The sequence below is a fragment of the Solwaraspora sp. WMMA2056 genome, assembly GCF_030345095.1.
Taxonomy (GTDB): Bacteria; Actinomycetota; Actinomycetes; order Mycobacteriales; family Micromonosporaceae; genus Micromonospora_E.
The window spans coordinates 3,311,914-3,337,368 of the sequence record NZ_CP128360.1 but is presented as its reverse complement, the minus strand read 5'-3'; the positions used below and the strand labels follow the sequence as shown (position 1 = coordinate 3,337,368).

Sequence of the window (25,455 nt, the reverse complement as noted above, 5' to 3'; positions counted from 1 at the left end):
CCGCGTGGACGTCGACGCCGGTCCCGGCGCCGCCATCGGACGTTTCCTGCCCACCGCGACACCGCTGTCGGCCCGACTGCGCGCCTGGCTGTCCTGGTCACCCGGCGCCCCTGACCCGGTCGCCGAGCTGATCCGCATCCACCGGTCGATCCACCCCTCGGCCGAGGCGGCCGTGCTGCGCCGCGGCTACCAGATCGCCGACAGCATGCACGCCGGGCAGTACCGCAAGAGCGGCGAGCCCTACATCACGCACCCACTGGCGGTCGCCGAGATCTGCGCCGGCCTGGGCATGGACACCACCACGCTGGTCGCCGCCCTGCTGCACGACACGGTCGAGGACACCACGTACGACCTGCCCACTCTCGCCGCGGACTTCGGCGACGAGGTCGCCCACCTGGTCGACGGGGTCACCAAGTTCGACAAGGCGTTCTACGGCAAGGCCGCCGAAGCCGAGACCATCCGCAAGATGATCATCGCGGCGGCCAAGGACGTCCGGGTCCTGGTCATCAAGCTCGCCGACCGGCTGCACAACATGCGGACCCTGGGGGTGCGCTCCCCTGCCTCCCGGGCCCGGATCGCCAAGGCCACCCTGGACGTGCTGGTGCCGCTGTGTGACCGGCTCGGTATCCAGAAGCTCAAACGCGAACTCGACGACATCGTCCTGTTCCACCTCGAGCCGGAGGCGTACCAGCGCATCGAGGAACACCTGGCCAACCGGCCGGGCTGGGCCGAGTACCTCGACGAGGTCTGCCGGCAGGCCCGGGTGGCGCTGCGCCAGGAGAAGGTGACCGCGAAGGTCGACCCGCGCCCACGGCACCGCTACTCGATCTGGAAGGACACCGTCTCCGGCGGCCACCAGGCACCGTTTGACCTGCCCCGCATCGAGGTCGTGGTGACCGGCCCGGACACCGACTGCTACGCCGCCCTCGGCGCGGTCCACTGCCGGTGGCGGCCGGTGCCGGGCAGGTTCAAGGACTTCATCGCCTCCCCCAAGAACAACCTCTACCGGTCGCTGCACACCACCGTCATCGGCCCCGGCGACCGCCCGGTGGAGGTGCTGATCCGGACCGAGACGATGCACCGCTCCGCCGAGTTCGGCATCGCCGCCCCATACCACTTCCCTACCCCGGGCCGCAGCAGCGCCGCGACCCGCGCCGACGAACTGGCCTGGCTGCGCCGGGCGCTGGACTGGTCACAAAAGACCACCGACGCCGACCAGTTCGTCCACTCGTTACGCTGCGATCTGGTCGACGCGCAGATCCAGGTGTTCGCCGAGGGCCGCCCGATCGTGCTGCCGGCCGGGTCGACCCCGGTGGACCTGGCGTACGAGTTGGACCCGGCGAAGGGCGCGCACTGTCTCGCCGTACGGATCAACGGTCGACTGGCACCGCTCGCCTCGGAACTGACCGACGGTGACGTCGTCGAGATCTTCACCGAGACCGACGACCCGACGGCCGGGCCCCGGCCGGACCCGCCCGGCCCACGCCGGGAATGGCTGGGCTTCGTCAAGTCGCCGCAGGCCCAGATGCAGATCAACCGGTGGTTCGCCGAGCACTCCGAGCCGGGCATCAGCATCGCCGACAAGGTCCGGCTCGGTCGCGCCACGGTAAGCCTGATCCTGCGCAAACACGACCGGGCCCTGTCCAACGACAAGCCGCTGCGCCAGCTCGCCGAGCGGCTGAACTATCCGGACATGGAGACCCTGCTGGTCGCCGTCGTGGACCGGAGCATCGCGCCGGAGGCGGTGGTCGACCAGCTGATCGAGATGGTCGACAAACCGAGCTGACCTGACCCGGCGGCGGCTACCGGCTACCTCTAGCCTGGTCCGTATGATCACCCGTCGATCGCCCGCGCGCGCACTGCTGTACGGCGTGTTCTACCGCCTGCCGCACCCGGTCCGTCGGCGCCTGGTACGGATGGCCGTACCCAAGTACATAGTCGGCGCGGTGACCCTGGTTACCGACTCCGAGGCGACCGGTCACGGGGCGGGCCGTCTGCTGCTGCTGCGCCAGCCACCGGGGCGCAGCTGGTCGCTGCCCGCCGGTCTGCTGCGTCGCCGGGAGGAGCCGATCGTCGGCGCGGCCCGGGAGCTCGCCGAGGAGACCGGTATCGAACTGCCGGCGCAGCAGCTGCGCCCGGCGTCACCGAACGCGGTGGTGCACGCCAAGGGATGGGTGGACGTCGTCTTCGAGGTCGCCGTGCCGGCGTCGCAAACCGAGCTCGTCGTCGACGGCGCCGAGGTCTACGAGGCCGCCTGGTACCGGCTCGACGCGCTGCCCCGGCTCAGCCCGGCGACCGCCCGGCTGTTGGCCTACTACGGCATGGGGCCGCTCGCCGAGCCGGCCGTGGACCCGGAGCCACGGTGACCGGGTCGCCGGCGGTCGACCCGGACCAGGTCTGCGCGCTCATCCTGGCCGCTGGCGAGGGCCAGCGACTGCGACCGCTGACCACGGTCCGACCGAAGGCGTTGTGCCCGGTCGGTAACGTACCGCTGTTGGACCGGGCACTGCGGCGGGTCGGGGCGCTCGGTTTCGTCGGCCCGGCCCGGGTCGCGGTGAACGCCTGCTACCTCGGCGAACAGGTCGTGGCGCACGTCGGCGACCGCGCCCACCTGTCCGTCGAACCCGGTTCGCCGCTGGGCACCTCCGGCGGCGTCGGCCGGCTCCGGAGCTGGATCGACGGCCGCGGCGTCCTGGTCGGCAACGCCGACGGGTACCTCGCCCGGCCGGACGCGCCGCCCGGAGCGGACATCGCGGCGCTGCTCGACGGCTGGGCCGGCGACACGGTACGGCTGCTCGGTCAACGGCTGACCGATCCCACCGAGACAGGCGGGTTCGCCGGTCACCGGTTCGCCGGCTTCTCCCTGCTGCCCTGGCGGTACGTCAGCCGGTTGTCCGCCGAGTTCGGCAACCTGGTCCGCACCGTGTGGCGGCCGGCGGAGGCGGCCGGCGAACTGGAGGTGGTCACCTTCGAGGGGACGTACCTGGACACCGGGACGCCGCGCGACTACCTGGCGGCCAACCTGCACGCGGCCGGGGGCGCCAGCTTGGTCGATCCGACGGCGACGGTCACCGGCGTGGTGGACCGGGCGGTGATCGGCGCGGGCGCCATGGTCCACGGCTCGGCGGTACGGTCGGTCGTGTGGCCGGACGCGCAGGTGGCCGCCGACGAACAGTTGACCGACGTCATCCGGCTCGGTGCCGACCTGACCGTCCCCGCCGGCTGACCCAGCCCCGGCCGGCACAACGGTACGGACCCCCGGTGCGGCCCGGGCGCGGGACGCCGCTCGGGACCGGCCGGTGGGTGGGCGACTAGCATCAGCGGCAGGGCGGGTGTCGCCCGCTGAGGGACGGAGGACCCGGTGATCACCGCGATCGTGCTGATCGACTGCGCAACGGATGCCATCCCCGAGGTCGCCGAGACGCTCGCTGACCTGCCCGGGGTGAGCGAGGTCTACTCGGTGGCCGGGCACGTCGACCTGATCGCCATCGTGCGGGTGCGCGAGTTCGACCAGGTCGCCGAGGTGATCGCCGGTCGGATCTCCAAGGTGCCCGGGGTGCTGAACACCGAGTCGCATCTGGCGTTCCGGGCCTACTCCCAGCACGACCTGGAGTCGGCGTTCGCGATCGGGCTGGCCGACGCGGACTGACCCGCCCCCCGGGCCGGCCAGCGGCCACCGCCTGACCACCCCCAGACCTACCCGTCGGTAACATATTCTCGTACGCTGGTCGGGTGACGGAATCCGGCCCGGCGCTCGCGTACCAGCAGGACCATCTCGATCGCGGCAGCGACCGCCTCGGCCTGCACCTCTACCCCGAGCCGGACGGGCGGCCCGACGCACCGGCCGTGGTGATCTGCCCGGCCATGGGAGTGCCGGCCCGCTACTACCGGCCACTGGCGGGCGCGCTGCGGGAAGCCGGACTCGCGGTGGTCGTCGTCGACCTGCGCGGCACCGGGTCGAGCACCCCGCCGGCCAGCCGCGCCTCCCGGTACCGGTACGCCGATCTCGTCGCCGACGTCGGCGCGGTCCTCGAGTCGCTGAAGTCCCGGCTCGACGGCCGGACCCGCGTGCTGCTCGGCCACTCCCTCGGCGGTCAGGCCGCGCTGCTGCACACCGCGCTCACCGACGGCGTCACCGTCGACGGCGTCGCGCTGGTCGCGGTCGGGCTGCCGTACTGGCGGGTCTACCCCGGCCGGACCGGGTACGGGGTGCTGCCGATGACCCAGACCGTGGCGCTCGCCACCGAACTGCTGGGGGTCTGGCCCGGCTGGGGCTTCGGCGGCCGGCAGGCCCGCGGAGTGATCCGGGACTGGGCCTACACCGCCCGCGTCGGCCGGCTGCCGCACATCGACGGAGTCGACCCGGCACCGGCACTGCGGCAGATGCGGACCCCGGTGCTCGCGGTGAGCATCGAGGACGACTGGCACACTCCGCCGCAGACCCTCGACCACCTCTGTGGGTTCCTCGACGCGGCCCCGGTCCGGCGGGAACACGTCACGGCAGCCGAGACGGGTCGCCGGATGGACCACTTCACCTGGGTACGTAGCCCGGTGCCGCTGGCCCGGCGGATCGCCGCGTTCACCGACGGGCTGCCCCGGTGACGGGCTACGCCCGCCGGAAACTGATCCGGCGGGCGTAGCGGGTCGTACTGTCGGCCCGATCGATCAGCGGCTGCCGCTGCTGATCTCTTCCCGGTCGTCCTGAGCGGCGGCGGTGACGCCAGCCGGCTCCTCGGCCGGGTCGAGCGGCACGTGCGGCGGAGGTGCCGCCTGCACCGGCTTCTCGATCGGGAAGAAGAAGCCCTTGACCGCCGGGCCGAGTGCCCCGAGCCGGTTCATCTTCTTCGGCACCACCCAGCCGACGTAGTCCAGCTTGCCGTGGCCGTGCTCGTCGGTCGGGCCGAGCGGCTGGTGCACCTCGACGAACCGGCCGTCCGGCAGCCGCCGGATGATGCCGGTCTCCACGCCGTGCGCCAGGACCTCCCGGTCGTGCTGCTGCAGACCGAGGCAGATCCGGTAGGTGACGTAGTAGGCCAGCGGTGGCAGCAGGATCAACCCGATCCGGCCGGCCCAGGTCATCGCGTTGAGGCTGACGTAGAACTTGTCGGCGAAGACGTCGTTGCCGCCGGAGATGGTCAGCACGATGAAGAAGGTGACGGCCATGGCGCCGACAGCGGTCCGGGCCGGAACGTCCCGGGGCCGCTGCAGCAGGTTGTGGCTGGCCTTGTCCTTGGTGTAGCGCGCTTCGAGGAACGGGTACGCCAGGGAGAGCATGACCAGGATGCCGGGGAGCACCACGGTCGGCCAGAACAGCGGCGGGATGACGTACCCGTCACCGATCGGGATGGTCAGTTCCCAGGCCGGCATCAGTCGGGTGCTGCCGTCGAGGAACATGACGTACCAGTCGGGCTGGCTCGCCGCCGACACGACGGCGGCCTCGTAGGGTCCGAACAGCCAGACCGGGTTGATCTGGAACACACCCGCCATCAGGGCGACCACCCCGAAGACGATCATGAAGAAGCCGCCCTGCTTGATGGCGTAGCGGGGGAACATCCGCTCGCCCACCACGTTGGTGTTGGTCCGCCCCGGCCCGGGCCACTGGGTGTGCTTCTGCTTGAAGACCAGGCCGAGATGGACGCTGATCAACGCCACCAGCAGGCCCGGGATGAGCAGCACGTGGGCGATGTAGAACCGGCTGATGATGATCGTCCCGGGGAACTCGCCACCGAAGATCGACGAGGTCACCCAGGAGCCGATCACCGGGATGGAGAGCATGATCGCCGAGGCGATCCGCAGGCCGGTGCCGGACAGCCCGTCGTCGGGCAGCGAGTAGCCGGTGAACCCGGCGAGGAAGCCGACCCAGAACAGCAGCGAGCCGACGATCCAGTTGGCCTCACGCGGCTTGCGGAACGCGCCGGTGAAGAAGACCCGCAGCATGTGGACCACGATCGAGGCCATGAACAGCAGCGCACCCCAGTGGTGCATCTGCCGCATGATCAGACCGCCCCGGACGTCGAACGAGATGTCCAGCGTCGAGGCGTACGCGGCCGACATGTGCGCCCCACGCAGCGGCGCGTAGCTGCCGTCGTAGATGACCTCCTCCATCGACGGGTCGAAGAAGAAGGTCAGGTAGACGCCGGTCAACAGGACGACCACGAACGAGAAGAGCGCGATCTCACCGAGCAGGAACGACCAGTGGTCCGGGAAGACCTTGTTCAGCAGCTTGCGTAGCGGAGTGGCCGCCTGGAACCGGTCGTCGATCTGCCCGGCGGCCTTGCCGGGCAGCGCCCGGGCATCGAACTTACGGCGTTTCATGGCCGCTCCCAGAAGTCGGGCCCGACGATCTCGGTGTAGTCGGAGGTGGCGACGAAGAAGCCCTCGTCGTCGACCGTGATGGGCAGCTGCGGCAGCCGACGACTGGCCGGTCCGAAGATCGGCTTGGCGTTGTCGGTGATCAGGAACTGCGACTGGTGGCACGGGCAGAGCAGCCGGTTGGTCTGCTGCTCGTACAGGCTCGCCGGGCAACCGGCGTGGGTGCAGATCTTCGAGTACGCGAGGTAGTTGCCCCACATGTAGTCGGACTTGCCCTCGGCCTCGTTGTTGTCCCGGGCGGTCTGCGCGTCGTCGGCCCGCAGGTGGATCAGCAGGGTCGGCGAGTCGGCGTACCGGTTGGTGTGCCCGCCGGGGATGCCGGGGAAGACGGTCATCTGGCCGCCGGCGCTGACGTCCTCGGGCCGGATCGGCGAGCCGTCCTCCCGGGTCAGCCGGACCAGTTCGGTCCCGCCGCCGGCGGTCTCGACCGGCGCCCACCCGGTGGTGGCCATCTGGTTGTTCTCGTGCGGGTTGCGGATCAGACCGCCGACCAGCGGCGCGGCTGCGACTGCGGCGACCGGTGCCAGGCCGGCCAGCAACGACACCCCGAGCAGCGGCCGACGCTTCACGCCGAGCTCGTCGGCCATGTAGGTCAGCGTGCTGCCGGTGATCTTGCGATCCTCGGCGCTGGACGGGCCGTCGTGGCGGTCCTGGATCGCGACCTCGTGCGGCAGCAGCTTCTTGCCCCAGGTGAGGATGCCGACACCGATGGCGAGCAGGGTCAACCCGAGGCTGATGCCGAGCAGCGGGGTGTAGTACTTGCTCATCCCGGTGCCGAGCTCGTACTCCCAGGGCCACCAGATGTAGACCACCAGGAAGCCGGTCGAGGCGAGCCCGGCGAACAGGAACAACGCGGCGACGAAGCGGCTGATCCGACGTTCCGCCCTGGTGCCGGGCACCGGGAACGGCGGCTCGTAGTGCACGATCTCGATGTCGTCGCGACGGGCACCCTCACGGAGCACGTCGAACGAGGTCAGCCGAGGGTCGTCCAGGCTCACCGGCTCGGGCTGCGCACGGTGCGCGGTGCTGGTCTCGATGCTCATGACTTCCCCGCAATCCACAGGCTCGCGAAGACCAACGCGGTGATGCCGACCAGGAAGACGGCGATGCCCTCGGTCACCGGGCCGTACCGGCCGAGGGTGGCCAGGCCACCCGGGTCCTGGTCGGCCTTGAGCCCGTCCTGGACGAAGGCGATGATGTCGCGCTTCTGCTCCGGGGTCAGCTGGTTGTCGCCGAAGACCGGCATGTTCTGCGGGCCGGTCAGCATCGCGGCGTAGATCTGCCGGTCGGTCGACGGGGCGAGGCTGGGGGCGTACTTGCCCGACGACAGGGCGCCGCCGCCGCCGCTGAAGGCGTGACACGAGGAGCAGTTGATCCGGTAGAGCTGGCCGCCGACGGCGATGTCACCGCCGTTGCGCAGCATCTCGCCGTCGGGCAACTGCGGCCCGCCGCCCAGCTCCTGGATGTACTGGCCGAGCTGGCGGATCTCCTCCTCGGTGTAGACCACCGGCTTGCGCTCGGCCTGGGCCTCCTGGCGGGCCATCGGCATCCGGCCCGAGCCCACCTGGAACTCCACCGACGCCGAGCCGACCCCGATCAGGCTGGGTCCGCGCCCCTCGACGCCCTGGGCGTTGCGGCCGTGGCAGGAGATGCAGCTCTGGTCGAACAGCGCCTTGCCGTCCTCGGCGGCCCGGGACAACTGCGGGGTGTCCTGCGCCTGCAGGCCCGGCGCGAACACGGTGTACACACCGCCGGCCAGGAACAGCGCGACGAGCAACCGGACCGCGGTGCCCACCCGGCGGCGGCCCCGGCCGCGTGGCGTGGCCCGCCCGCTGCGCAGCCGCGCGAGGAGACCGCGGGAGCGGTCGGCTCGCCGGTCGGCGGGGGTGTCAGATGTCATGGCCTGTAGTCCTTAACGGTTTTGCGACCTGTCTGAAGGTTGCGACACGGCGTCAGCACGGAGCGTGACCGCAAGTCGATCATTGCAGCCAGTAGATCATGAGGTAGAGGCCGATCCAGACCACGTCGACGAAGTGCCAGTAGTAGGACACGACGATCGCGGAGGTGGCCTGCGCCGGGGTGAAGCGGCCCATCGTGGAGCGGATCATGTAGATCAGGAAGGCGACCAGCCCGCCGGCCACGTGCAGCCCGTGGAAGCCGGTGGTGAGGTAGAACACCGAGCCGTACCCGTCGCCGTTGATCTTGATGCCGTGGTGGACCAGCTCGCGGTACTCGTTGATCTGCCCCAGCAGGAAGATCAGGCCCATCACGAAGGTGATGGTGAACCAGCGGCGCAGCGCGTGCACGTCACCCCGCTCCGCCGCGAACACCCCGATCTGGCAGGTGACCGAGGACGCCACCAGGATCGCGGTGAACACCGTCGCGTACGGGATGTTCAACGAGACGGTGTGCTTCTCCCACATGCTGTAGTCCGCCGCGCGGATGGAGAAGTACATCGCGAACAACGCCGCGAAGAACATGAGTTCGCTGGAGAGCCACACGATCGTCCCGACGCTGACCATGTTCGGTCGGGTCAGCGAGTGGATCCGGCTCTTGTCAATCGCTGGGGCCGCAGTCACGCGGTCATTATTGCTGCCGGTCAGCGCCCACGATCGGCGGGGTGGCAAACCCGACCCGGTAGCGGGCCGGATGAAGCCGACCGGCTGCGTTGACATAGCCTCGACGGCGTGGCAGAGGCCGAGCTGATCGTCGCCGTGGAGCCGTTCACCGTCTCCGCGTTGTTCACCGAGGTCCAGTTGAACAACTGGCTGGCGCTCGGGCTCGTGGTCGCCGCCGGGCTGTACCTCTACGGCGTCCACCGGCTGCGGCTGCGCGGGGACCGCTGGCCGGTGTCGCGGACCGTGCTGTTCATCGGCCCGGGTCTGGGCGGTATCGCGGCGGTCACGGTCAGTGGGCTGGGCGCGTACGACACCACCCTGCTGTCCGTGCACATGGTCCAGCACATGGTGCTGTCGATGATCGCGCCGATCTTCCTGGCCCTCGGCGCACCGGTCACCCTGGCGCTACGGACGCTCACCGGCGCACCCCGACGGCGGCTGCTCGCCGTCCTGCACAGCCGGTACGTACGGGTGGTCACGTTCCCGCTGGTCGCGTTCGGCCTGTTCGTCATCAACCCGTTTGTGCTGTATTTCACTGATCTGTACCGGTTGACCCTGGAGAGCACCCTCGCCCACGAGTTCGTCCACGCCCACTTCATCATGACCGGCTGCCTGTTCTTCTGGCCGCTGGTCGGGCTCGACCCGCTACCCGGCCGCTGGCCGTACCCGGCCCGGGCGCTGCTGATGGTGCTCTCCGTACCGTTCCACACCGTGCTCGGACTGACCGTCATGCAGAGCACCACCCTGTTCGGCGGCGACTGGTACCCGTCCCTCGGCCTGACCTGGGCCGACCCCTGGGCGGACCAGAAGGTGGCCGGCGGCGTCCTGTGGGCCGGTGGCGAGTTCGTCAGCGTCACCATGCTCGCCGTGCTCGTCGTGCAGTGGATGCGCCAGTCCGAGCGGGAGGCCCGGCGCGTTGACCGCGACCTCGACCGCCAGGAGGCCCGACTCAGCCGTGACCTCGAAGGCCGGGCAGTGCCGCAGGCCCCGGAGACGGTCGCCAGCGAGTGACGACGGTGGCCGCCGGGCCGGCCACCGGTACCGACCGCGACGGTGCCGGGCGGTACGATCGGCGCGCAGCTACGAGGTGGGAGTCGAGCGAGAAGATGACCGAACGCGTGCACACCGTCCTGCTCTACAGCGACGACCCGCAGGTGCGGGACCGGATGCGCCTGGCCGTCGGCACCCGACCCGCCAGCGACCTGACCGTCGAGTTCGTCGACGCCGCCAACTACGCCGAATGCATCCGGCTGGTCGACGAGTACGAGATCGACCTGCTGCTGCTCGACGGCGAGGCCACCCCCGGTGGCGGGCTCGGCATCGCCCGACAGATCAAGGACGACCGCGCCGACTCCCCGCCGACCTGCGTGGTGATCGCCCGGGCCGCCGACCGCTGGCTGGCCGCCTTCGCCGAGGTCGACGGCACCCTGATGCACCCGCTCGACCCGGTGACCACCGGGCAGACCGTCGCTGGCCTGCTCCGCCGGCGGGCCGGCAAGCTGCCGGCCGCCTGAGCCGCACCACCCACCCCCATCGCACCTGGGAGGCCCCCATGGGTGACCGGTCCTGGCCGAACCTGCTCCACACCCTGATCACGGGCGAGCAACTCCCCACCGCCGACACCAACTGGGCGATGGGCGAGATCATGGCGGGCTCCGCCACCCCCGCCCAGATCGCCGGGTTCGCCGTCGCGTTGCGCGCCAAGGGCGAGACCCCGGCGGAACTGGTCGGGCTGGTGGAGGCGATGCTCGCCAACGCCGTACCGGTCGGCCTGCCGGACGCGCTGCGCGCCGACGCGGTTGACGTGGTCGGCACCGGCGGCGACCGGGCACACACGGTGAACATCTCCACGATGGCCGCGCTCGTGGTGGCGGCCGCCGGCGCCCGGGTGGTCAAGCACGGTAACCGGGCCGCCTCCTCCTCCTGTGGCGCCGCCGACCTGCTGGAGCACTTCGGCATCCCACTGGATCTGGGCCCCGAGGGGGTCGCCCGGTGTGTCGCCGAGGCCGGCATCGCGTTCTGCTTCGCCGCCCGGTTCCACCCGGGGATGCGCCACACCGGCGTGACCCGGCGGGAGATCGGTGTGCCCACCGTGTTCAACTTCCTCGGTCCGCTGAGCAACCCGGCCCGGCCGAGGTCCGGTGCGATCGGTTGCTTCGACTCCCGGATGGCGCCGGTGATGGCCGAGGTGTTCGCCGCCCGGGGCGACACCGCGCTGGTGATGCGCGGCGACGACGGGCTCGACGAGCTGAGCACCGCCGCCCCGACCCGGGTCTGGTTCGCCGCCGACGGCCGGGTGCAGGCGATGGTCGTGGATGCCGCCGACGACCTCGGGGTGGCCCGCAGCGCCCCCGGTGACCTGCGTGGCGGGGATGTCCGCTTCAACGCCGAGGTGGCCCATCGGCTACTCGCCGGCGACACCGGCCCGGTCCGGGACGCGGTCCTGGTCAACGCGGCGGCCGCGCTCGCCGCGCACGCCGTACAGACCGGCGCGGCGTCGGCCGACACGCTGCTGCCCACGATGCGCGCCCAACTGGACCGTGCCGCGAAGGCGATCGACGACGGGGCGGCAGCGGCGTTGCTGGACCGCTGGGTGCAGGTCGCCCGGGCCGCCCGCGACGCCAGCGGGGACTGACCACGCACGGGACCACTGGGACCGATGAGCCTCCAGCGACATTTTCACAGCAAGTTACGTGGATATTCCCAGTAACGCCCCTTTTATCCACCAATCCAGTGACGTAGCGTAGTCGCTGACCGCAAGGACGCGGCGTCCACCGCTCCCTCCCCCCTTGAGGTCAGCGATGCTGCGGATCTTCCTTACCGCACTGATCGTCCTCGGCGCACTCTTCCTCGTTTCCCTGCTGGTCGCCTTCGGCTACGGCCTGCTCCGCCCCGAACGGGTCCGCCGCCGGGCCCGGACCGCCGACGCCGACCACCCCCGCTACGGCCCGGTACGCCACGACCAGGTCGCCGTCCTGATCGCCTGCCGCAACGGGGCCGGTACCATCGCCGCCGCGGTCACCGCCGCCCGCCGTACCGGGGCACCGGTCTTCGTCGTCTCCGACGCCTCGACCGACGACACCGCCCGGCAGGCCGCCGACGCCGGCGCCGAGGTGCTCGACCTGGCCACGAACGTCGGCAAACCGGCCGCGCTGCACGCCGGTTACCGCCACTTCCGGCTCGGTACGCGGTTCCGGGCGGTCGCGATCCTCGACGACGACGTGATCATCGCCGAGAACTTCGTCACCGAGACGTTGGCGACGATGACCGACCAGGTCGCGATCGCGGTCGGCCACAACGTCACCTGGTGGCCACGCGAGCACCGGTGGAACCCGTGGCTGGCCAAGCGGGCCTACAGCTACTGGAACTATCAACTCTTCCTGCGCCGGATCCAGAGCCACTTCAACGTGATGAACTGCATCTCCGGCTCCAACTCCCTGTACCGGGTGGAACTGCTCGACCGGGTCCTGCCGCAGCAGCCGCCGTACATCGTCGACGACACGTACTGGGTGTTGGAGACCCACCGTCGCGGGCTCGGCCGGGTCGTCTACGCCCCCCGCGCCACCGCGCTGCTGCAGGACCCGACCACGCTACGGGACTGGTACAAGCAGAACCTGCGGTGGCTCTGGGGCACCTTCCAGGGCATCCTCGGTCACCGGGTGGGCCGGCGGGTCAGCACCTTCGACTACGCGTACGTGCTGCTGATCCTGCACTGGGCGCTGTACGTGCTCGGTGCCCCGGTCACGCTGTGGGTCCTGGCCAGCGCCGGACCGGGCCTGGGCACCGGCCTGCTGCTGCTCGCCGCCGGGCAGGGCATCTGGGTGGCGTTGGTCGCCTGGCGGCTGCGCCACCCGCAACTGCTGCTCATGCTGCCGCTGATCATGGTCGCCGACCTGATCTACCGGGTGATCTTCGTCCACGCGGCGGTCAAGGCGGTACGGCAACCCACCGTCGACCGCTGTGTCTGGTCCTCACCGGAGCGGATCGGCACCCCCGCGACCGCATGAACCGCGCCCCTCGAAGGAGGTGAAAACATGTCCGCCAGCCAGGACCTTCCGGTCACCGGAGCGCCGGCCGCCGCCCTCGGGCTGATCGGTGCGCTCTCCCTCGCCATCGGTACGGCGCTGGTCACCGTCGCCCGCTGGGGTGCCGCCCTGCGTCGCCGCCGGGACCGGTGAACCAGTGTCGGTGTCAGTGCTCGGCGGTACGCCGGGTGCCCGTGTAGTACTCGAAGAGCAGGCCGGCCGCTGCCGCCGTCACCGACACCAGACCGAAGATGATCAGCCACCACTGCCAGAAGACCAGGCCGAGCCCGGCGATCGTGGCGGCCAGCGCCACCCCGAACGGCCAGTAGCTGCCGGGGCTGAAGAAGCCGACCTCACCGGCACCGTCGGCGACCTCGGCGTCCGGCCGGTCCTCGGGCCGCAGGTCGATGCGGCGCGACACGAACCAGAAGAACCCGCCGCACATCGTGCAGAGCAGGAACGACAGGATCAGCGCCACGGTGCCGATCCACTCGACGTGCCCCAACTGCCCGTACGTCCAGGCCGGGTAGACCCCGGACACGACGAGCAGGAACGCCGCGACGACGGCGAAGATCCGCCACTCGGTCTTCATTGCGGCTCCTCAGTTCCCCGCGCCCTGGGGGGCGCTCGCGTTGCCGAAGTTCTGCGCGTCCCGCTTGGTCTCGAACGGGAAGGTGGTGACCGCGTACGGCTCCTCCCCGATCGCCCGCAGCGCATCCTGGGTGGAGGCACCACCCTGCTTCTCGTCGAGGAACCGGTCGTACTGCTCCGGGCTGACCACCCGCAGTTCGAAGTTCATCATCGAGTGGTACGTGCCGCAGAGCTCGGCGCAGCGGCCGACGTAGGCACCGTTCTGCTGGATGGTCACCTCGAACTGGTTGCGGATGCTGCCCGGGAAGACGTCCCGCTTGAACAGCAGCTCCGGCACCCAGAACGAGTGGATCACGTCGGTGCTGGTCTCCTCGAACCGGACGGTCCGCTCGGAGGGGACCACCAGCACCGGGATGATGTCCGACGAACCGACCGTCGACGCGACCGTATTGGCGTCCTCGCCGACCCCGTCGCGATAGTTGAACTGCCAGTTCCACTTGAAGGCGACGACCTCGACGGTGACGTCCGGGTCCTCGCTGAGCCGGTCGACGTCGGTCTGCACCACGGCCGTGTAGTAGAACAGCACCGACACGACCAGGATCGGGGCGATGGTGTAGAGGAACTCCATCGGCATGTTGAACCGGGTCTGCACCGGCAGCTGGTCGCCCCGCTTGCGGTAGCGGATGATGCACCAGAAGATCAGGCCCCAGACGAACACACCGACGGCGAGCGCGGCGATGACCGACCCGATCCACAGGTCGTACATCTGGTTGGCCTGCGGGGTGATACCGCCCTGTGGCCAGCCGAAGCCGTCGAAGGCCGCGCCGACGTCACAGCCGGTGAGCAGGGTGAGCAGTGCGGCACCGCCGAGGCCCAGCCCGGCCACCCGCTGCGGCCGGCTGCGCCGACCGCGCCCCTGCCCGGCCCGCGCACGATCACCAGCGTCGGGCCGTACGCCCGTGCGCTGCGCTGCTGAATCCCTCGCGACCACCTGGTCCTGCCTCCCTGACGGCGTCACCGATGCCACCTGCGCGCCGGCGCGCGAGCACCGGGCACGTGTGGCGACATCAGCGACCAAAGGCGTCACCGACGGTCGCAGATTACTCGACCAGTCACGCCGAGATCGGCGAGGGGTCTTGATTGTCACCTGCCACGACTGCCGACGGTGGTCGAGGTAAGGCGTACCGTCGAGGGCTGTGAGCTATCTCGACGCAGCGACCGCCGCGCCGCTGCACCCGGTTGCCCGCGAGGCCCTGACGGCGGCGTTGGCCGACGGCTGGGCCGACCCGGCCCGGCTCTACTCCCAGGCCCGCCGGGCAGGTCAACTGCTGGACGCGGCCCGCGCGGCCACCGCCGAGACGCTGCGGGTCCGCGCCGACGAGATCTCGTTCACATCCAGCGGTACGGTCGCCGCGCACGCCGCCGTACTCGGCGGTCTCGCCGGGCGGCGCCGGGTCGGCCGGACCCTGGTGCACTCGGCGATCGAACACTCGGCGGTGCTGCACGCCGCGCGGCGCCACACCGACGCCGACGGCGAGGCGGTGTCCGTACCGGTGGACCGGCTCGGCCGGCTCGACCTGACCGAGTGGTCGGCGGCGGTGGCCCGGCCGGGTGTGGCGTTCGCCGCCCTGATCAGCGCCAGCCACGAGGTCGGCACCGTTCAGCCGGTCGCCGAGGCGGCGCGGGCCTGCGCCGCACACGGGGTGCCGTTGTACGTCGACGCAGCCCAGTCGGTGGGCCGGGTGCCGGTGCCCGACGGCTGGTCGGTGCTGTCGGCCAGCGCCCACAAGTGGGGCGGGTTGCCGGGCGTCGGGGTGCTGGCGGTCCGCAAGGGCACCCGCTGGGAGTCGCCCTACCCGGCCGACGAGCGCGAGTCCGGCCGTACCCCCGGGGTGCTGAACCTGCCGGCGGTGGTGGCGTCGGCGGCGGCCCTGCGCGCGGCGGCGGCCGAGGCCCACGCGCAGGCCGCCCGACTGTCGGCGCTGGTGGACCGGATCCGCGCGACGGTCGCCGCGACCGTGCCGGACGTGGAGGTGGTCGGCGACCCGACCGACCGGCTGCCGCACCTGGTCACCTTCTCCTGCCTGTACGTCGACGGCGAGGCACTGCTGCACGCGCTGGACCGGCGCGGGCACGCCGTCTCCTCCGGTTCGTCGTGTACCGCGTCGACGCTGCGCCCGTCGCACGTGCTGGAGGCGATGGGGGTGCTGTCGCACGGCAACGTCCGGGTCTCGCTGCACTCCGACACCACCGAGGCCGACGTGGACCGGTTCCTGGCCGACCTGCCGCAGGTGGTGGCCGACCTGCGGGCCGAGGCCGGAGTGGTCGGCCTGTGACCGACGACGACGCGGTGCTGCGGCCCTCAGGTGACGCGGCGGTGGAGACCATCGACTGCCTCGGTCAACGCTGCCCGCTGCCGGTGATCGCGCTGGCCCGGCGGCTGCCGCAGCTGCCGGTCGGGTCGGTGGTGCGGGTGCTGGCCGACGATCCGGCGGCTGCCCTGGACATCCCGGCCTGGTGCCGGATCCGCGGCCAGGAGTTCGTGGCCGCCTCGACCGTCGGCGGCTCCCCCGCCTTCGACATCCGCCGCACCCACTGACCAACGCCGGACCCACTGGCCAACGCCGGACCCACTGGCCTCCGCCGCACCCATTGGCCTCCGCCGGACTCACTGGCCGACGCCCGGGACACCTACTGCGACATGTCGGTATACCTGTAAGGAATAATTATTCCTTACAGGTATACCGCTGGGATCCGTACCTGGCCCGGGTCGGCGCGCTGGACCTTGGATCGGCGCGCTTGGCCTGGACCGGCGGCAGCTGCTCCGGGCCGGCGTCATGCGTGCGAGGATGGCGGGCGTGAGTGCGGAAAACGGGTGGAGCAAACTGCTGGAGTCCAACCCAGGGCACTCACAGTGGTACGTCGACCGGTTCCGGTCGCTGGCGCGCGACGGTGTCGACCTCGACGGTGAGGCACGGCTGGTCGACGCGATGCTGCCGCGTACCGCGCGGGTGCTCGACGCCGGCTGCGGACCCGGCCGGGTCGGCGCGGCGCTGGCCGCCGCCGGTCACGACGTCGTCGGCGTCGACCTGGACCCGGTGCTGATCGACGCCGCCCGCCACGACCATCCGGGCCCACGGTGGCTGGTCGGCGACCTGGCCGAGCTGGACCTGCCGGCGCAGGGCATCGCCGACGGCTTCGACGCGATCGTCAGCGCGGGCAACGTCATGACGTTCCTGGCACCGGACACCCGCCGCGAAGTGCTGCGCCGGCTCCGGCGTCACCTGCGCGACGGCGGCCGGATCGTGGTCGGGTTCGGCACCGACCGGGGTTACCCCGTCACCGAATTCCGCGCCGACGTACCGGCCGCCGGCCTGGCCGAGGATCTGCTGCTGGCCACCTGGGACCTGCGTCCGTACCGCGACGACTCCGATTTCCTGGTCGCGGTGCTGCGACCGACCTGACCCTCGAGCAGTCAGGTCAGCTCGCGACCATCGGGCGAGTCGACCCACACCAGTCGGACGTCGCGGAGCTTGCCGTACAGCCGCATCGCTCCTTTGATGCCGCTGAACGGATTGGGGAGACCGCCGTTGGTGGGCACGACCACGGCTTCGTCGTCAAACGCCAGACCCCATCCGAGCACCCGACTGTCCTCGCTGCCCTCGGTCTCCTCGCAGATAGCGAAGCGCGCCGGCGGCTCCCCGTGTAGGTCTTCCAGCAGCCCGCGCTGCTCGTCATCAAACCCAGACAACCATGGCCCTTCGTTCCCGTCCACTACACGCTCCCCTCCATCGGCGGCTAGACGTCTAGCGTAAGTAGTTGCCTCGAGATTGGCAATAGGCAATGATGACTGCATCGCTAGCGGAAGGCGGGAGTGATGAGCACACGGATGGACCCCTCGGCGCTGCGCTGGCTGATCGGCGCCGAGCTGAGTCGCTACCGGCGCGACGTGCCGATGTCGCTGAGCGAACTGTCCGCCGAGACGGGGATCGGCAAACCCAAGCTCGGGCACATGGAGACCGGCCGCTACCAGCAGTTCCCGGACGACATCGCCAAGGTGCTGCGGACCTGCGGCGCCGATCAGCCGACGATCGAGCGGCTCACCTCGCTGGCCGGCCGGTCGGATGCCAAGACCTGGTGGGCTCCCTGGGCGAACGTCGTGCCCGACTGGTTCCGGACCTACGTCGGGCTGGAAGGGCTGGCGGACGGCGCGTTCGTCTTCGAGTCGATGGTGATCCCCGGCCTGCTCCAGACCGAGGAGTACGCCCAGGCGCTCACCCTCGGCACCGGGTTCGTCCGGCCCGACCACGCTGAGCGGTTCGTGTCGTTCCGGCAGGCCAGAGCCCGCCGGCTCACCGACGACGAGCCGCTGACGCTGCACGCGGTGATCGGCGAGGCGGCGTTGCGGCTACGGGTCAACGGCGACGCCACCCGGCGCGCGCAACTACGGCACCTGGCCGACCTCGCCAGTCTGCCCCATGTCACCGTCCAGATCCTTCGGCCCGAGGACGGCCCGCATCCTGCTACGCCGCTCGGCAAGTTCGTGGTGCTGGACTTCGACCGGGTCCGGCCGATCGCCTACACCGAGCTGCTCGACGGGGCCATGTACATCCAGGACCCGGACGGAGTGCGCACTTATACGATGGTGGCGGACAACCTGCGTCAGGTCGCCCTCTCGCCCGCCGATTCCCGCGCGCTGATCCGGGAGCTGGCCGACGCGGCATAGCACCGGAGGCTGTCATGCCCACCCCCGACCTGGCCACCGCGCGCTGGTTCACCAGCAGCCGCAGCGCCAACAACGGCGACTGCGTCGAGTGCGCCGTACTGCCGGACGCTGTCGCGGTCCGCGACAGCAAGGACCGCACCGGGCCGACGCTGCTCTTCTCCGCTGACCAGTGGACCGCGTTCGTCACTCGATTGGCTGCTGATCATGTTGGCTGACCCGACAGCGACCGCCCCGACCTGCGCGACGCCCGAAGTGCCCGCGTAAGCAGGCCCCAAGGGCGGTTGCGGGGACCTGAAAGGACGGTGATGGCGACGGTCCCCGATCACGCTGTGCTCGACTGGGTCGCTGGAATGATCGGCGGCGACGCTACCGTCCGGGTGGTGCGCGGCCTGCGGGCAGGCGACAATCCGTGGCTGCTGCGGATCACGCAGCGCGGCCGGACCACCGAAGCGGTGCTCAAGACGGTCGACCCGGCGCGTCCCGCCCGGCTGTTCACCGAGATCGCCGCACTCCGGCTCGCTGAGGAACAGGGCGTAGCGGCACCGAGGATCATCGGATACGACACCGGCGACACAGGATCTGGGAGCGCCGCGCTCCTGCAGACCGTTGTGCCTGGTCGTAGTGCGATACCGATCGAGCCGACCGCCGCCCGGCTACGGGCCATGGGCGCGGTGGCAGGGGCCCTACGCACCATCGCCGTCGAGCCTTCGCCGCAGTTGCCGGTACGCACCCGACCGATCGCGGCGCGGGACTTCGCCCGGGAGCGGGCCGCCGGCACCGACCGTACGACCCCGCTGCTGCGCTACGCCGACGAGCGGATCCGGCGGCACCCGGTGCCGGTCGGCGATCTGGTACTGGTACACGGCGACCTGTGGCAGGGCAACCTGATGTGGACCGGCGACGCCGTCGCCGGGCTGATCGACTGGGACATGGCCGGAGTCGGCGACAACGGCATCGACCTGTCCGCGCTGCGGCTGGACGCGGCGCTGATGTTCGGCGGGAACGCAGCAGACCAGGTTCTCGCCGGCTGGGCCGACGTCACCGGCGTACGCCCGCAGTCACTCGCCTACTGGGACGCGGTCGCAGCGCAGAACCTGCCCAGCGATCTGGCGCTGTCTCTCGCCACGATCCACGCCCAGGGCCGCGACGACCTGTCGGCGGCGACCCTCAACGCCCGCCGTGACGCCTTCCTCACCGCCGCGCTGAACCGGCTGGGATAGCTGGCCGATCAGGTTGAAGATCAATGTGAGCGCTATGGGTGTCAACCAGCGTGGATGAGACCCATGGCGCTCACATTGATCTTGGCGCTGACCCGCGACGGGCCGACGGCCGAGCTGCTACGTACGTCAGGCGGGCAGGAAGGGGCGGACGTCCTCGGCGGCGGCGTCGCCGTAGGAGTCGGCGAGACGCTTGAGGAAGATGTCCGGCTTGACGTCGTACTCCTGCGGGCCGGTGGTCTCCAGCACCAGCGCGGCGACCAGGCAGCCGACCTGCGCGGCCCGCTCCAGGCCGAGACCCCAGCCGAGCGCGGCGAAGAAACCGGCCCGGAACCCGTCACCGACACCGGTCGGGTCGTCGGCGACGACGTCGCGGGCCACCGGTACGTGGATCCGCTCGATGCCCCGGCCGGTGATCTCCACCCCGTCGGCGCCGAGCGTGGTGACCCGTACCGTCACCAGGTCGAGCAGCTGGTCGCCGCTGAGGCCGACCTTGCTCTCCAGCAGCGACCGCTCGTACTCGTTGGTCAGCAGATATTCTGCTCCGTCGATGAGCTGCCGGACATCCTCGCCGCTCATCCGGGCCAGCTGCTGCGACGGGTCGGCGGCGAACCGGTAGCCCCGGTCGCGGCACTCGGCCGAGTGGCGCAGCATCGCCGCCGGGTCGTTGGCGCTGACCAGCACCAGGTCGAGCCCACCGACCCGGGCGGCGACCGGAGCCAGCTCGATGTTGCGGGCCTCGCTCATCGCGCCGGCGTAGAAGGAGGCGATCTGGCACAGGTCGTCGTCGGTGGTGCAGACGAACCGGGCCGTGTGCGCCAACTCGCTGACGTGTACCGAGTCGCAGTCGACGCCGTGGCGTTCCAGCCAGGAGCGGTAGTCGGCGAAGTCGGCACCGACCGCACCGAGCAGGACCGGCCGCAGGCCGAGCTGGGCCATCCCGAAGGAGATGTTCGCCGCCACCCCGCCCCGGCGGACGACGAGGTCGTCGACGAGGAACGACAGGGAGACCTTGTCCAGCTGGTCGGCGATCAGCTGACCGGCGAACCGGCCCGGGAAGTGCATCAGGTGGTCGGTGGCGATCGAGCCGGTGACGGCGATCTTCATGAGGGCCCTCGTGTGTCGGGGGTATGAAAAACGTGCGTCGGCCAGCTTACCGGCACGGGGGCGATCAGAACCCGTACCAGTCTCAATTGAGCACGATCTCCCCACACGTGACCGTCCGGTGCCGGCGGACCGGCCCGGACGGTGACGCGACCGACGGGATCAGTGGAAGGAGTCGCCGCAGGCGCAGGAGTTCTGCGCGTTCGGGTTGTCGATCGTGAAGCCCTGGGCGTCGATCCGGTCGGCGAAGTCGATCTTCGCGCCGGCAAGGTACGGGGCGCTCATCCGGTCCACCACGACCTCGACGCCGCCGAAGTCACTGACGACGTCCCCGTCCAACGAGCGCTCGTCGAAGAACAGCTGGTACCGCAGGCCCGAGCAGCCACCCGGCTGGACGGCGACCCGCAGCCGCAGGTCGTCGCGGCCCTCCTGGTCGAGCAGGGCCTTGACCTTCTCGGCCGCCATGTCGGTGAGGACGATGGTGGTCGAGGCGGCGGTCTCGGCCGTTTCGGACTGGGCTGATGTGCTCACGAGTTGGTCTCCCCTGCGACGGTGCGTATTCGTCCGTATCAGGTAACGCTAACCGCCCCGGCGGCGATTCCCAATCCGGCACCGACAATCTGTCCGTGACGAGCCACCAGTGTCACGCTCCTCATGACCGGACGGCCGGTCAGCGGCTCCACTGACCGGCCAGCCGAGCGGCGATCCGGCGCAGCCCCTCGGCCGGGCGGGCCAGCGCCTGCTCCAGCCCGCCACCCGTCTCCCCCCCGAAGTGGTCGACCAGGGCGTACGTCTCGGTGACCCCGGCCGCGGCGGCCTCCCGTCGGCCGGTGGCAACCTGGCCGGCCAGCACCACGCAGGGCAGTCCCCGGTCCCGGGCGGCACCGGCCACCCCCGCGACCACCTTGCCGCGCAGCGACTGGTGGTCGAACGACCCTTCGCCGGTGACCACCAGATCCGCCGCGTCCAGCGCGGCGTCCAGCCCGATCAGCCCGGTGACCAGCGCGATGCCGGATTCGCAGCGGCCGCCGAGGGCGAGCAGGGCGGCCCCGAGGCCACCGGCGGCGCCGGCTCCGGGCAGCGCCGCCAGCTGCGGGGGGCAGCCGGGCAGGCCGGCGACCAGGACGCCGGCGAAGCGTTCCAGCGCGGCGTCGAGCAGCAGTACGTCGGCCCGGTCGGCGCCCTTCTGCGGCCCGTACACGTTGCTGGCCCCGTGCAGCCCGGTCAGCGGATTGTCGACGTCGGTCGCCGCGACCAGTTCGACGCCCCGCAGCCGGGGTACGCCGTCCAGGGACTCGGCGGCGGCGAGCGCCGCACCGCCGTACGGCAGGGCGTAGCCGGCAGCGTCCAGCGGGGTGACGCCGATCGCGGTGAGCATGCCGGCCCCAGCGTCGTTGGTGGCCGACCCGCCGAGCCCGACGACGACCCGACGGGCCCCGTGCTCGACCGCAGCGAGCAGCAGCACGCCCAGGCCGTACGAGGTGGTGTGTTTCGGGTCACGCTCGGTCGGGGTCAGCAGGTGCAGGCCGCACGCCTGGGCGCTCTCCACGTACGCGGTACGCCCGGCCGGGTCGTCGACCAGCAGGATCTCCCCGGCGACCGGCCGGCCCAGCGGGTCGACGGTGGGTACGGCGATCCGCCGCCCGCCGGTCGGCCCGGCCAGGGCGTCGACGAAGCCCGGTCCCCCGTCGGACAGCGGCAGCTCCACGAGTTCGTCGGTAGGTGCCCGGTCCCGCCAGCCGGCGGCGACGGCGGCCGCCACCTCGGGAGCGGTGAGGGTGCCGGCGAACTTGTCCGGACAGATCAGGACCCGCATGGTCTGGCAGTGTGGCAGGCCACACGCTGACTGGTCGCAGGCGGGCGGACCTGTGCGAGCATGGATCTCGTGACTTCGACGTGGGTTGAGCCGTCCAGCACCGCGACCGCCCTGTTGCTGCTCGGCCGGGGTGCCGATCCGGCGACCGAGCGCGGCGTGGAGTGTCCCGGTGACCTGCCGGCACCGAGCGACCCGGGCCTGGTCGCCCGAGCCACCGCCGCCAAGGCGGCGCTGGGTGACCGGGTCTTCGTCCTCGGGCACCACTACCAGCGTGACGAGGTGATCCAGTTCGCCGACGTGACCGGCGACTCGTTCAAGCTGGCCCGGGAGGCCGCCGCCCGGCCGTCGGCGGAGTTCATCGTGTTCTGCGGTGTGCACTTCATGGCCGAAAGCGCCGACATCTTGACCAACGACGCCCAGCGGGTGGTCCTGCCGGACCTGGCCGCCGGCTGTTCGATGGCGGACATGGCGGTGCTGGGTCAGGTGGAGACCGCCTGGGAGGCGCTGGCCGACGCGGGTGCGGCCGACTCGACGGTGCCGGTGACGTACATGAACTCGTCGGCGGACATCAAGGGTTTCGTCGGCCGAAACGGCGGGGTGGTCTGCACCTCGTCGAACGCCAAGCGGGCGCTGGACTGGGCGTTCGAGCGGGGCCAGCGGGTGCTGTTCCTGCCGGACCAGCATCTGGGCCGCAACACGGCAGTGCTGGAGATGGGGCTGGACGCCGACGACTGTGTGCTCTACGACCCGCACAAGCCCGGTGGTGGGCTGACCGCGCAGCAGTTGCGCGAGGCGAAGATGGTGCTGTGGCGGGGGCACTGCTCGGTGCACGGCCGGTTCACCCGCAGCAGCGTCGACGAGGTACGGATGCGGGTGCCCGGGGTCAATGTGCTGGTCCACCCGGAGTGCCGCTACGAGGTGGTCACCGCGGCCGATCAGGTCGGCTCGACGGAGTACATCATCCGGACCATCGAGGCGGCGCCGGCCGGTTCGGCGTGGGCGGTCGGCACCGAGCTGAACCTGGTCCGGCGGCTGGCGCTGGCCCACCCGGACAAGCAGGTCATGTTCCTGGACCGCGCGGTCTGCTACTGCTCGACGATGAACCGGATCGACCTGCCGCACCTGGTGTGGGCACTGGAAGAGCTCGTCGCCGGTCGGGTGCCGAACCAGATCACGGTCGAGGAGCGGACGGCACACTTCGCCCGGGTCGCCCTGGATCAGATGTTGGCGCTGCCCTGATCGGATGCGCGACACCACAATTCAGTCACCGTACGTAATGTAGAACCTACATTTACGTACCGTCGTTCCCGAATTCGTGCCAATCGCAGCGCTTGCGGGATCCCACTCTCATCACAGAGCGCTATGCTGCCCCAGGCGACGAACGGGCAACGCGGATCTTCGATGCCCGTGGTTTCGCCCACCGCCGGCCGGGACACATTTCTCCCCGCATCGCCGGGCAACCGCTCCACCCCATACGACGGCAGCATCGACGCGCTGGAGGTTTCGTTGACCGACGACGTCCTGATCGTGCATGGCGGCACTCCGCTGCACGGACAGATCCGGGTCCGAGGTGCCAAGAATCTCGTCTCCAAGGCGATGGTGGCCGCCCTGCTCGGTGACGAGCCGAGCCGGCTGTACGACGTACCGCGGATCCGCGACGTCGAGGTCGTGCGCGGTCTGCTCGAACTGCACGGAGTCAAGGTCAGCGACGGCGCCGAGGACGGCGAACTGCTGCTGGACCCGGCAAACGTGGAGAGCGCCTCGTTCGACCAGATCAACGTGCACGCCGGATCCAGCCGGATCCCGATCCTGTTCTGTGGTCCGCTGCTGCACCGGCTCGGCCACGCCTTCATCCCGGACCTCGGCGGCTGCCACATCGGCCCGCGCCCGATCGACTTCCACATGCAGGCGCTGCGCGAGTTCGGCGCGGTCGTCGAGAAGACCCCGCAGGGGCTGCACCTGACCGCCCCGAACGGGCTGCACGGCACCAAGTTCGAGCTGCCGTACCCGAGTGTCGGCGCCACCGAGCAGGTGCTGTTGACCGCGGTGCTCGCCGACGGCGTCACCGAGCTGCGCAACGCCGCCGTCGAGCCGGAGATCATCGACCTGATCTGCGTCATGCAGAAGATGGGCGCGATCATCAAGGTGCACACCGACCGGGTCATCGAGATCCACGGGGTGCCCCGGCTCGGCGGCTACTCGCACCGGCCGATCCCGGACCGGATCGAGGCGGCGAGCTGGGCGGCGGCGGCGCTGGCCACCGGCGGCGACGTCAACGTGCTCGGTGCCCAGCAGGCCGACATGATGACCTTCCTGAACGTCTTCCGCTCGGTCGGCGGCGCCTACGAGGTCACCGACGCCCGGCCGCCCCGGGTCGGCAGCACCGGCCAGGAGGGTGGCATCCGCTTCTGGCACCCCGGCAACGAGCTGCGGGCGGTCGCCCTCGAGACCGACGTGCACCCCGGATTCATGACCGACTGGCAGCAGCCGCTGGTCGTCGCGCTGACCCAGGCGCGGGGGCTGTCGATCGTCCACGAGACGGTGTACGAGCAGCGGCTGGGCTACACCGAGGCGCTCAACACGATGGGCGCGACGATCCAGGTCTACCGGGAGTGCCTGGGCGGTACCCCGTGCCGGTTCGGTCGGCGCAACTTCAAGCACTCGGCGGTCATCGCCGGCCCGAGCAAGCTGCACGCCGCGGACCTGGTCATCCCGGATCTGCGGGCCGGGTTCAGCCATCTGATCGCCGCACTCGCCGCCGAGGGCACCTCGCGGGTGTACGGCGTCGACCTGATCAACCGCGGGTACGAGGACTTCGAGGCGAAGTTGGCCGATCTCGGCGCCCACGTCGAACGCCCCTGAATCCCCAACGATCTTGCGCTTATCGAGAGACATTCACGACAAATCTTCTCGATAAGCGCAAGATCGTCGGAGCAGGGTGCCGGCCGTACGGGTGCGAGGTGCGGCTGACGCCCCTGGTTGGCTA

General features: G+C 70.7%; 28 protein-coding genes. 18 read left to right on the top strand and 10 right to left on the bottom strand.

The window, feature by feature from the left end:
- Positions 1 to 4 precede the first annotated feature (4 nt).
- From O7608_RS15280 to O7608_RS15260, 5 genes are all read left to right on the top strand, one after another.
- On the top strand, positions 5 to 1,786 hold the full coding sequence (locus O7608_RS15280) for a RelA/SpoT family protein (RefSeq protein WP_289210604.1): 1,782 nt from the start codon (positions 5 to 7) through the stop codon (positions 1,784 to 1,786).
- 43 nt (positions 1,787 to 1,829) lie between these two features.
- A complete protein-coding gene (locus O7608_RS15275; RefSeq protein ID WP_289210603.1) occupies positions 1,830 to 2,366 on the top strand; it encodes an NUDIX hydrolase in 537 nt (178 codons plus the stop codon).
- Complete coding sequence (locus tag O7608_RS15270; RefSeq protein WP_289210602.1) at positions 2,363 to 3,226, top strand: nucleotidyltransferase family protein; 864 nt, start codon at positions 2,363 to 2,365, stop codon at positions 3,224 to 3,226. Before O7608_RS15275 ends, O7608_RS15270 begins: the two co-directional genes overlap by 4 nt.
- A 135-nt stretch (positions 3,227 to 3,361) precedes the next feature.
- Complete coding sequence (locus O7608_RS15265; RefSeq protein WP_289210601.1) at positions 3,362 to 3,649, top strand: Lrp/AsnC family transcriptional regulator; 288 nt, start codon at positions 3,362 to 3,364, stop codon at positions 3,647 to 3,649.
- An 83-nt stretch (positions 3,650 to 3,732) separates the two neighbouring features.
- A complete protein-coding gene (locus tag O7608_RS15260) occupies positions 3,733 to 4,602 on the top strand; it encodes an alpha/beta hydrolase family protein (RefSeq protein ID WP_289210600.1) in 870 nt (289 codons plus the stop codon).
- Between the two features lie 63 nt (positions 4,603 to 4,665).
- Here the strand turns inward: O7608_RS15260 and qcrB are convergent, their stop codons facing one another.
- From qcrB to ctaE, 4 genes are all read right to left on the bottom strand, one after another.
- Positions 4,666 to 6,315, bottom strand: coding sequence for a cytochrome bc1 complex cytochrome b subunit (gene qcrB / locus O7608_RS15255; RefSeq protein ID WP_289210599.1), 1,650 nt, complete (start codon positions 6,313 to 6,315; stop codon positions 4,666 to 4,668).
- Positions 6,312 to 7,415, bottom strand: a complete 1,104-nt coding sequence (gene qcrA, locus O7608_RS15250; RefSeq protein WP_289210598.1) for a cytochrome bc1 complex Rieske iron-sulfur subunit — start codon at positions 7,413 to 7,415, stop codon at positions 6,312 to 6,314. The genes qcrB and qcrA overlap by 4 nt, the downstream gene beginning before the upstream one ends.
- Positions 7,412 to 8,272: a cytochrome bc1 complex diheme cytochrome c subunit gene (gene qcrC, locus O7608_RS15245; protein ID WP_289210597.1), complete on the bottom strand. Its 861-nt coding sequence runs from the start codon at positions 8,270 to 8,272 to the stop codon at positions 7,412 to 7,414. The genes qcrA and qcrC overlap by 4 nt, the downstream gene beginning before the upstream one ends.
- A gap of 79 nt (positions 8,273 to 8,351) precedes the next feature.
- Positions 8,352 to 8,951 (bottom strand): aa3-type cytochrome oxidase subunit III, encoded by a 600-nt coding sequence (ctaE, locus tag O7608_RS15240; RefSeq protein WP_282228363.1) that lies wholly within the window; start codon positions 8,949 to 8,951, stop codon positions 8,352 to 8,354.
- Between the two features lie 108 nt (positions 8,952 to 9,059).
- Here ctaE and O7608_RS15235 point away from each other — a divergent pair, with 108 nt between their 5' ends.
- The 5 genes from O7608_RS15235 (at position 9,060) to O7608_RS15215 (ending at position 13,168) form a co-directional block, all read left to right on the top strand.
- On the top strand, positions 9,060 to 10,001 hold the full coding sequence (locus O7608_RS15235) for a cytochrome c oxidase assembly protein (protein WP_289210596.1): 942 nt from the start codon (positions 9,060 to 9,062) through the stop codon (positions 9,999 to 10,001).
- A gap of 95 nt (positions 10,002 to 10,096) precedes the next feature.
- On the top strand, positions 10,097 to 10,504 hold the full coding sequence (locus tag O7608_RS15230; RefSeq protein ID WP_289210595.1) for a transcriptional regulator: 408 nt from the start codon (positions 10,097 to 10,099) through the stop codon (positions 10,502 to 10,504).
- 38 nt (positions 10,505 to 10,542) lie between these two features.
- The gene (gene trpD / locus O7608_RS15225) at positions 10,543 to 11,625 is read left to right on the top strand and encodes an anthranilate phosphoribosyltransferase (RefSeq protein ID WP_289210594.1); all 1,083 of its coding nucleotides are present in this window, start codon (positions 10,543 to 10,545) and stop codon (positions 11,623 to 11,625) included.
- A 166-nt stretch (positions 11,626 to 11,791) separates the two neighbouring features.
- Positions 11,792 to 12,997, top strand: a complete 1,206-nt coding sequence (locus tag O7608_RS15220; RefSeq protein ID WP_289210593.1) for a glycosyltransferase family 2 protein — start codon at positions 11,792 to 11,794, stop codon at positions 12,995 to 12,997.
- 27 nt (positions 12,998 to 13,024) lie between these two features.
- Entirely contained in the window at positions 13,025 to 13,168 is a 144-nt protein-coding gene (locus O7608_RS15215; RefSeq protein ID WP_282228368.1) for a hypothetical protein, read from the top strand.
- A gap of 13 nt (positions 13,169 to 13,181) precedes the next feature.
- On the opposite strand, the gene O7608_RS15210 is transcribed toward O7608_RS15215, so the two are convergent.
- Positions 13,182 to 13,607 carry a cytochrome c oxidase subunit 4 gene (locus O7608_RS15210; RefSeq protein ID WP_289210592.1) on the bottom strand — a complete coding sequence of 142 codons (426 nt, stop codon included), beginning with the start codon at positions 13,605 to 13,607 and terminating at the stop codon, positions 13,182 to 13,184.
- A gap of 9 nt (positions 13,608 to 13,616) precedes the next feature.
- Positions 13,617 to 14,597: an aa3-type cytochrome oxidase subunit II gene (ctaC, locus tag O7608_RS15205; RefSeq protein ID WP_289210591.1), complete on the bottom strand. Its 981-nt coding sequence runs from the start codon at positions 14,595 to 14,597 to the stop codon at positions 13,617 to 13,619.
- 205 nt (positions 14,598 to 14,802) lie between these two features.
- Between ctaC and O7608_RS15200 the strand changes: the two genes are divergently transcribed.
- The 3 genes from O7608_RS15200 (at position 14,803) to O7608_RS15190 (ending at position 17,070) form a co-directional block, all read left to right on the top strand.
- Positions 14,803 to 15,942 (top strand): cysteine desulfurase family protein, encoded by a 1,140-nt coding sequence (locus O7608_RS15200; protein WP_289210590.1) that lies wholly within the window; start codon positions 14,803 to 14,805, stop codon positions 15,940 to 15,942.
- Positions 15,939 to 16,205: a sulfurtransferase TusA family protein gene (locus O7608_RS15195; protein WP_421360222.1), complete on the top strand. Its 267-nt coding sequence runs from the start codon at positions 15,939 to 15,941 to the stop codon at positions 16,203 to 16,205. Before O7608_RS15200 ends, O7608_RS15195 begins: the two co-directional genes overlap by 4 nt.
- Before the next feature lie 250 nt (positions 16,206 to 16,455).
- On the top strand, positions 16,456 to 17,070 hold the full coding sequence (locus tag O7608_RS15190; protein WP_502959202.1) for a class I SAM-dependent methyltransferase: 615 nt from the start codon (positions 16,456 to 16,458) through the stop codon (positions 17,068 to 17,070).
- A gap of 11 nt (positions 17,071 to 17,081) precedes the next feature.
- On the opposite strand, the gene O7608_RS15185 is transcribed toward O7608_RS15190, so the two are convergent.
- A complete protein-coding gene (locus O7608_RS15185; RefSeq protein ID WP_289210588.1) occupies positions 17,082 to 17,381 on the bottom strand; it encodes a hypothetical protein in 300 nt (99 codons plus the stop codon).
- A 102-nt stretch (positions 17,382 to 17,483) separates the two neighbouring features.
- On the opposite strand from O7608_RS15185, the gene O7608_RS15180 reads away from it, so the two are divergent.
- The 3 genes from O7608_RS15180 (at position 17,484) to O7608_RS15170 (ending at position 19,552) form a co-directional block, all read left to right on the top strand.
- Positions 17,484 to 18,332 (top strand): helix-turn-helix domain-containing protein, encoded by an 849-nt coding sequence (locus O7608_RS15180; RefSeq protein ID WP_289210587.1) that lies wholly within the window; start codon positions 17,484 to 17,486, stop codon positions 18,330 to 18,332.
- A gap of 14 nt (positions 18,333 to 18,346) precedes the next feature.
- Positions 18,347 to 18,547: a DUF397 domain-containing protein gene (locus O7608_RS15175; protein ID WP_289210586.1), complete on the top strand. Its 201-nt coding sequence runs from the start codon at positions 18,347 to 18,349 to the stop codon at positions 18,545 to 18,547.
- Positions 18,548 to 18,637: 90 nt separating this feature from the next.
- Complete coding sequence (locus O7608_RS15170; protein WP_289210585.1) at positions 18,638 to 19,552, top strand: aminoglycoside phosphotransferase family protein; 915 nt, start codon at positions 18,638 to 18,640, stop codon at positions 19,550 to 19,552.
- A 126-nt stretch (positions 19,553 to 19,678) separates the two neighbouring features.
- Here O7608_RS15170 and O7608_RS15165 read toward each other — a convergent pair whose 3' ends face one another.
- The 3 genes from O7608_RS15165 to O7608_RS15155 form a co-directional block, all read right to left on the bottom strand.
- Positions 19,679 to 20,656 carry a carbohydrate kinase family protein gene (locus tag O7608_RS15165; protein WP_289210584.1) on the bottom strand — a complete coding sequence of 326 codons (978 nt, stop codon included), beginning with the start codon at positions 20,654 to 20,656 and terminating at the stop codon, positions 19,679 to 19,681.
- A 159-nt stretch (positions 20,657 to 20,815) separates the two neighbouring features.
- Positions 20,816 to 21,184, bottom strand: a complete 369-nt coding sequence (gene erpA / locus O7608_RS15160) for an iron-sulfur cluster insertion protein ErpA (protein ID WP_289210583.1) — start codon at positions 21,182 to 21,184, stop codon at positions 20,816 to 20,818.
- Positions 21,185 to 21,323: 139 nt separating this feature from the next.
- Complete coding sequence (locus tag O7608_RS15155) at positions 21,324 to 22,469, bottom strand: glycerate kinase family protein (RefSeq protein ID WP_289210582.1); 1,146 nt, start codon at positions 22,467 to 22,469, stop codon at positions 21,324 to 21,326.
- A 69-nt stretch (positions 22,470 to 22,538) separates the two neighbouring features.
- Between O7608_RS15155 and nadA the strand changes: the two genes are divergently transcribed.
- The gene (gene nadA / locus O7608_RS15150; RefSeq protein WP_289210581.1) at positions 22,539 to 23,708 is read left to right on the top strand and encodes a quinolinate synthase NadA; all 1,170 of its coding nucleotides are present in this window, start codon (positions 22,539 to 22,541) and stop codon (positions 23,706 to 23,708) included.
- A 267-nt stretch (positions 23,709 to 23,975) separates the two neighbouring features.
- Entirely contained in the window at positions 23,976 to 25,331 is a 1,356-nt protein-coding gene (gene murA / locus O7608_RS15145; RefSeq protein ID WP_348775158.1) for a UDP-N-acetylglucosamine 1-carboxyvinyltransferase, read from the top strand.
- The last annotated feature ends 124 nt before the right edge of the window (positions 25,332 to 25,455 follow it).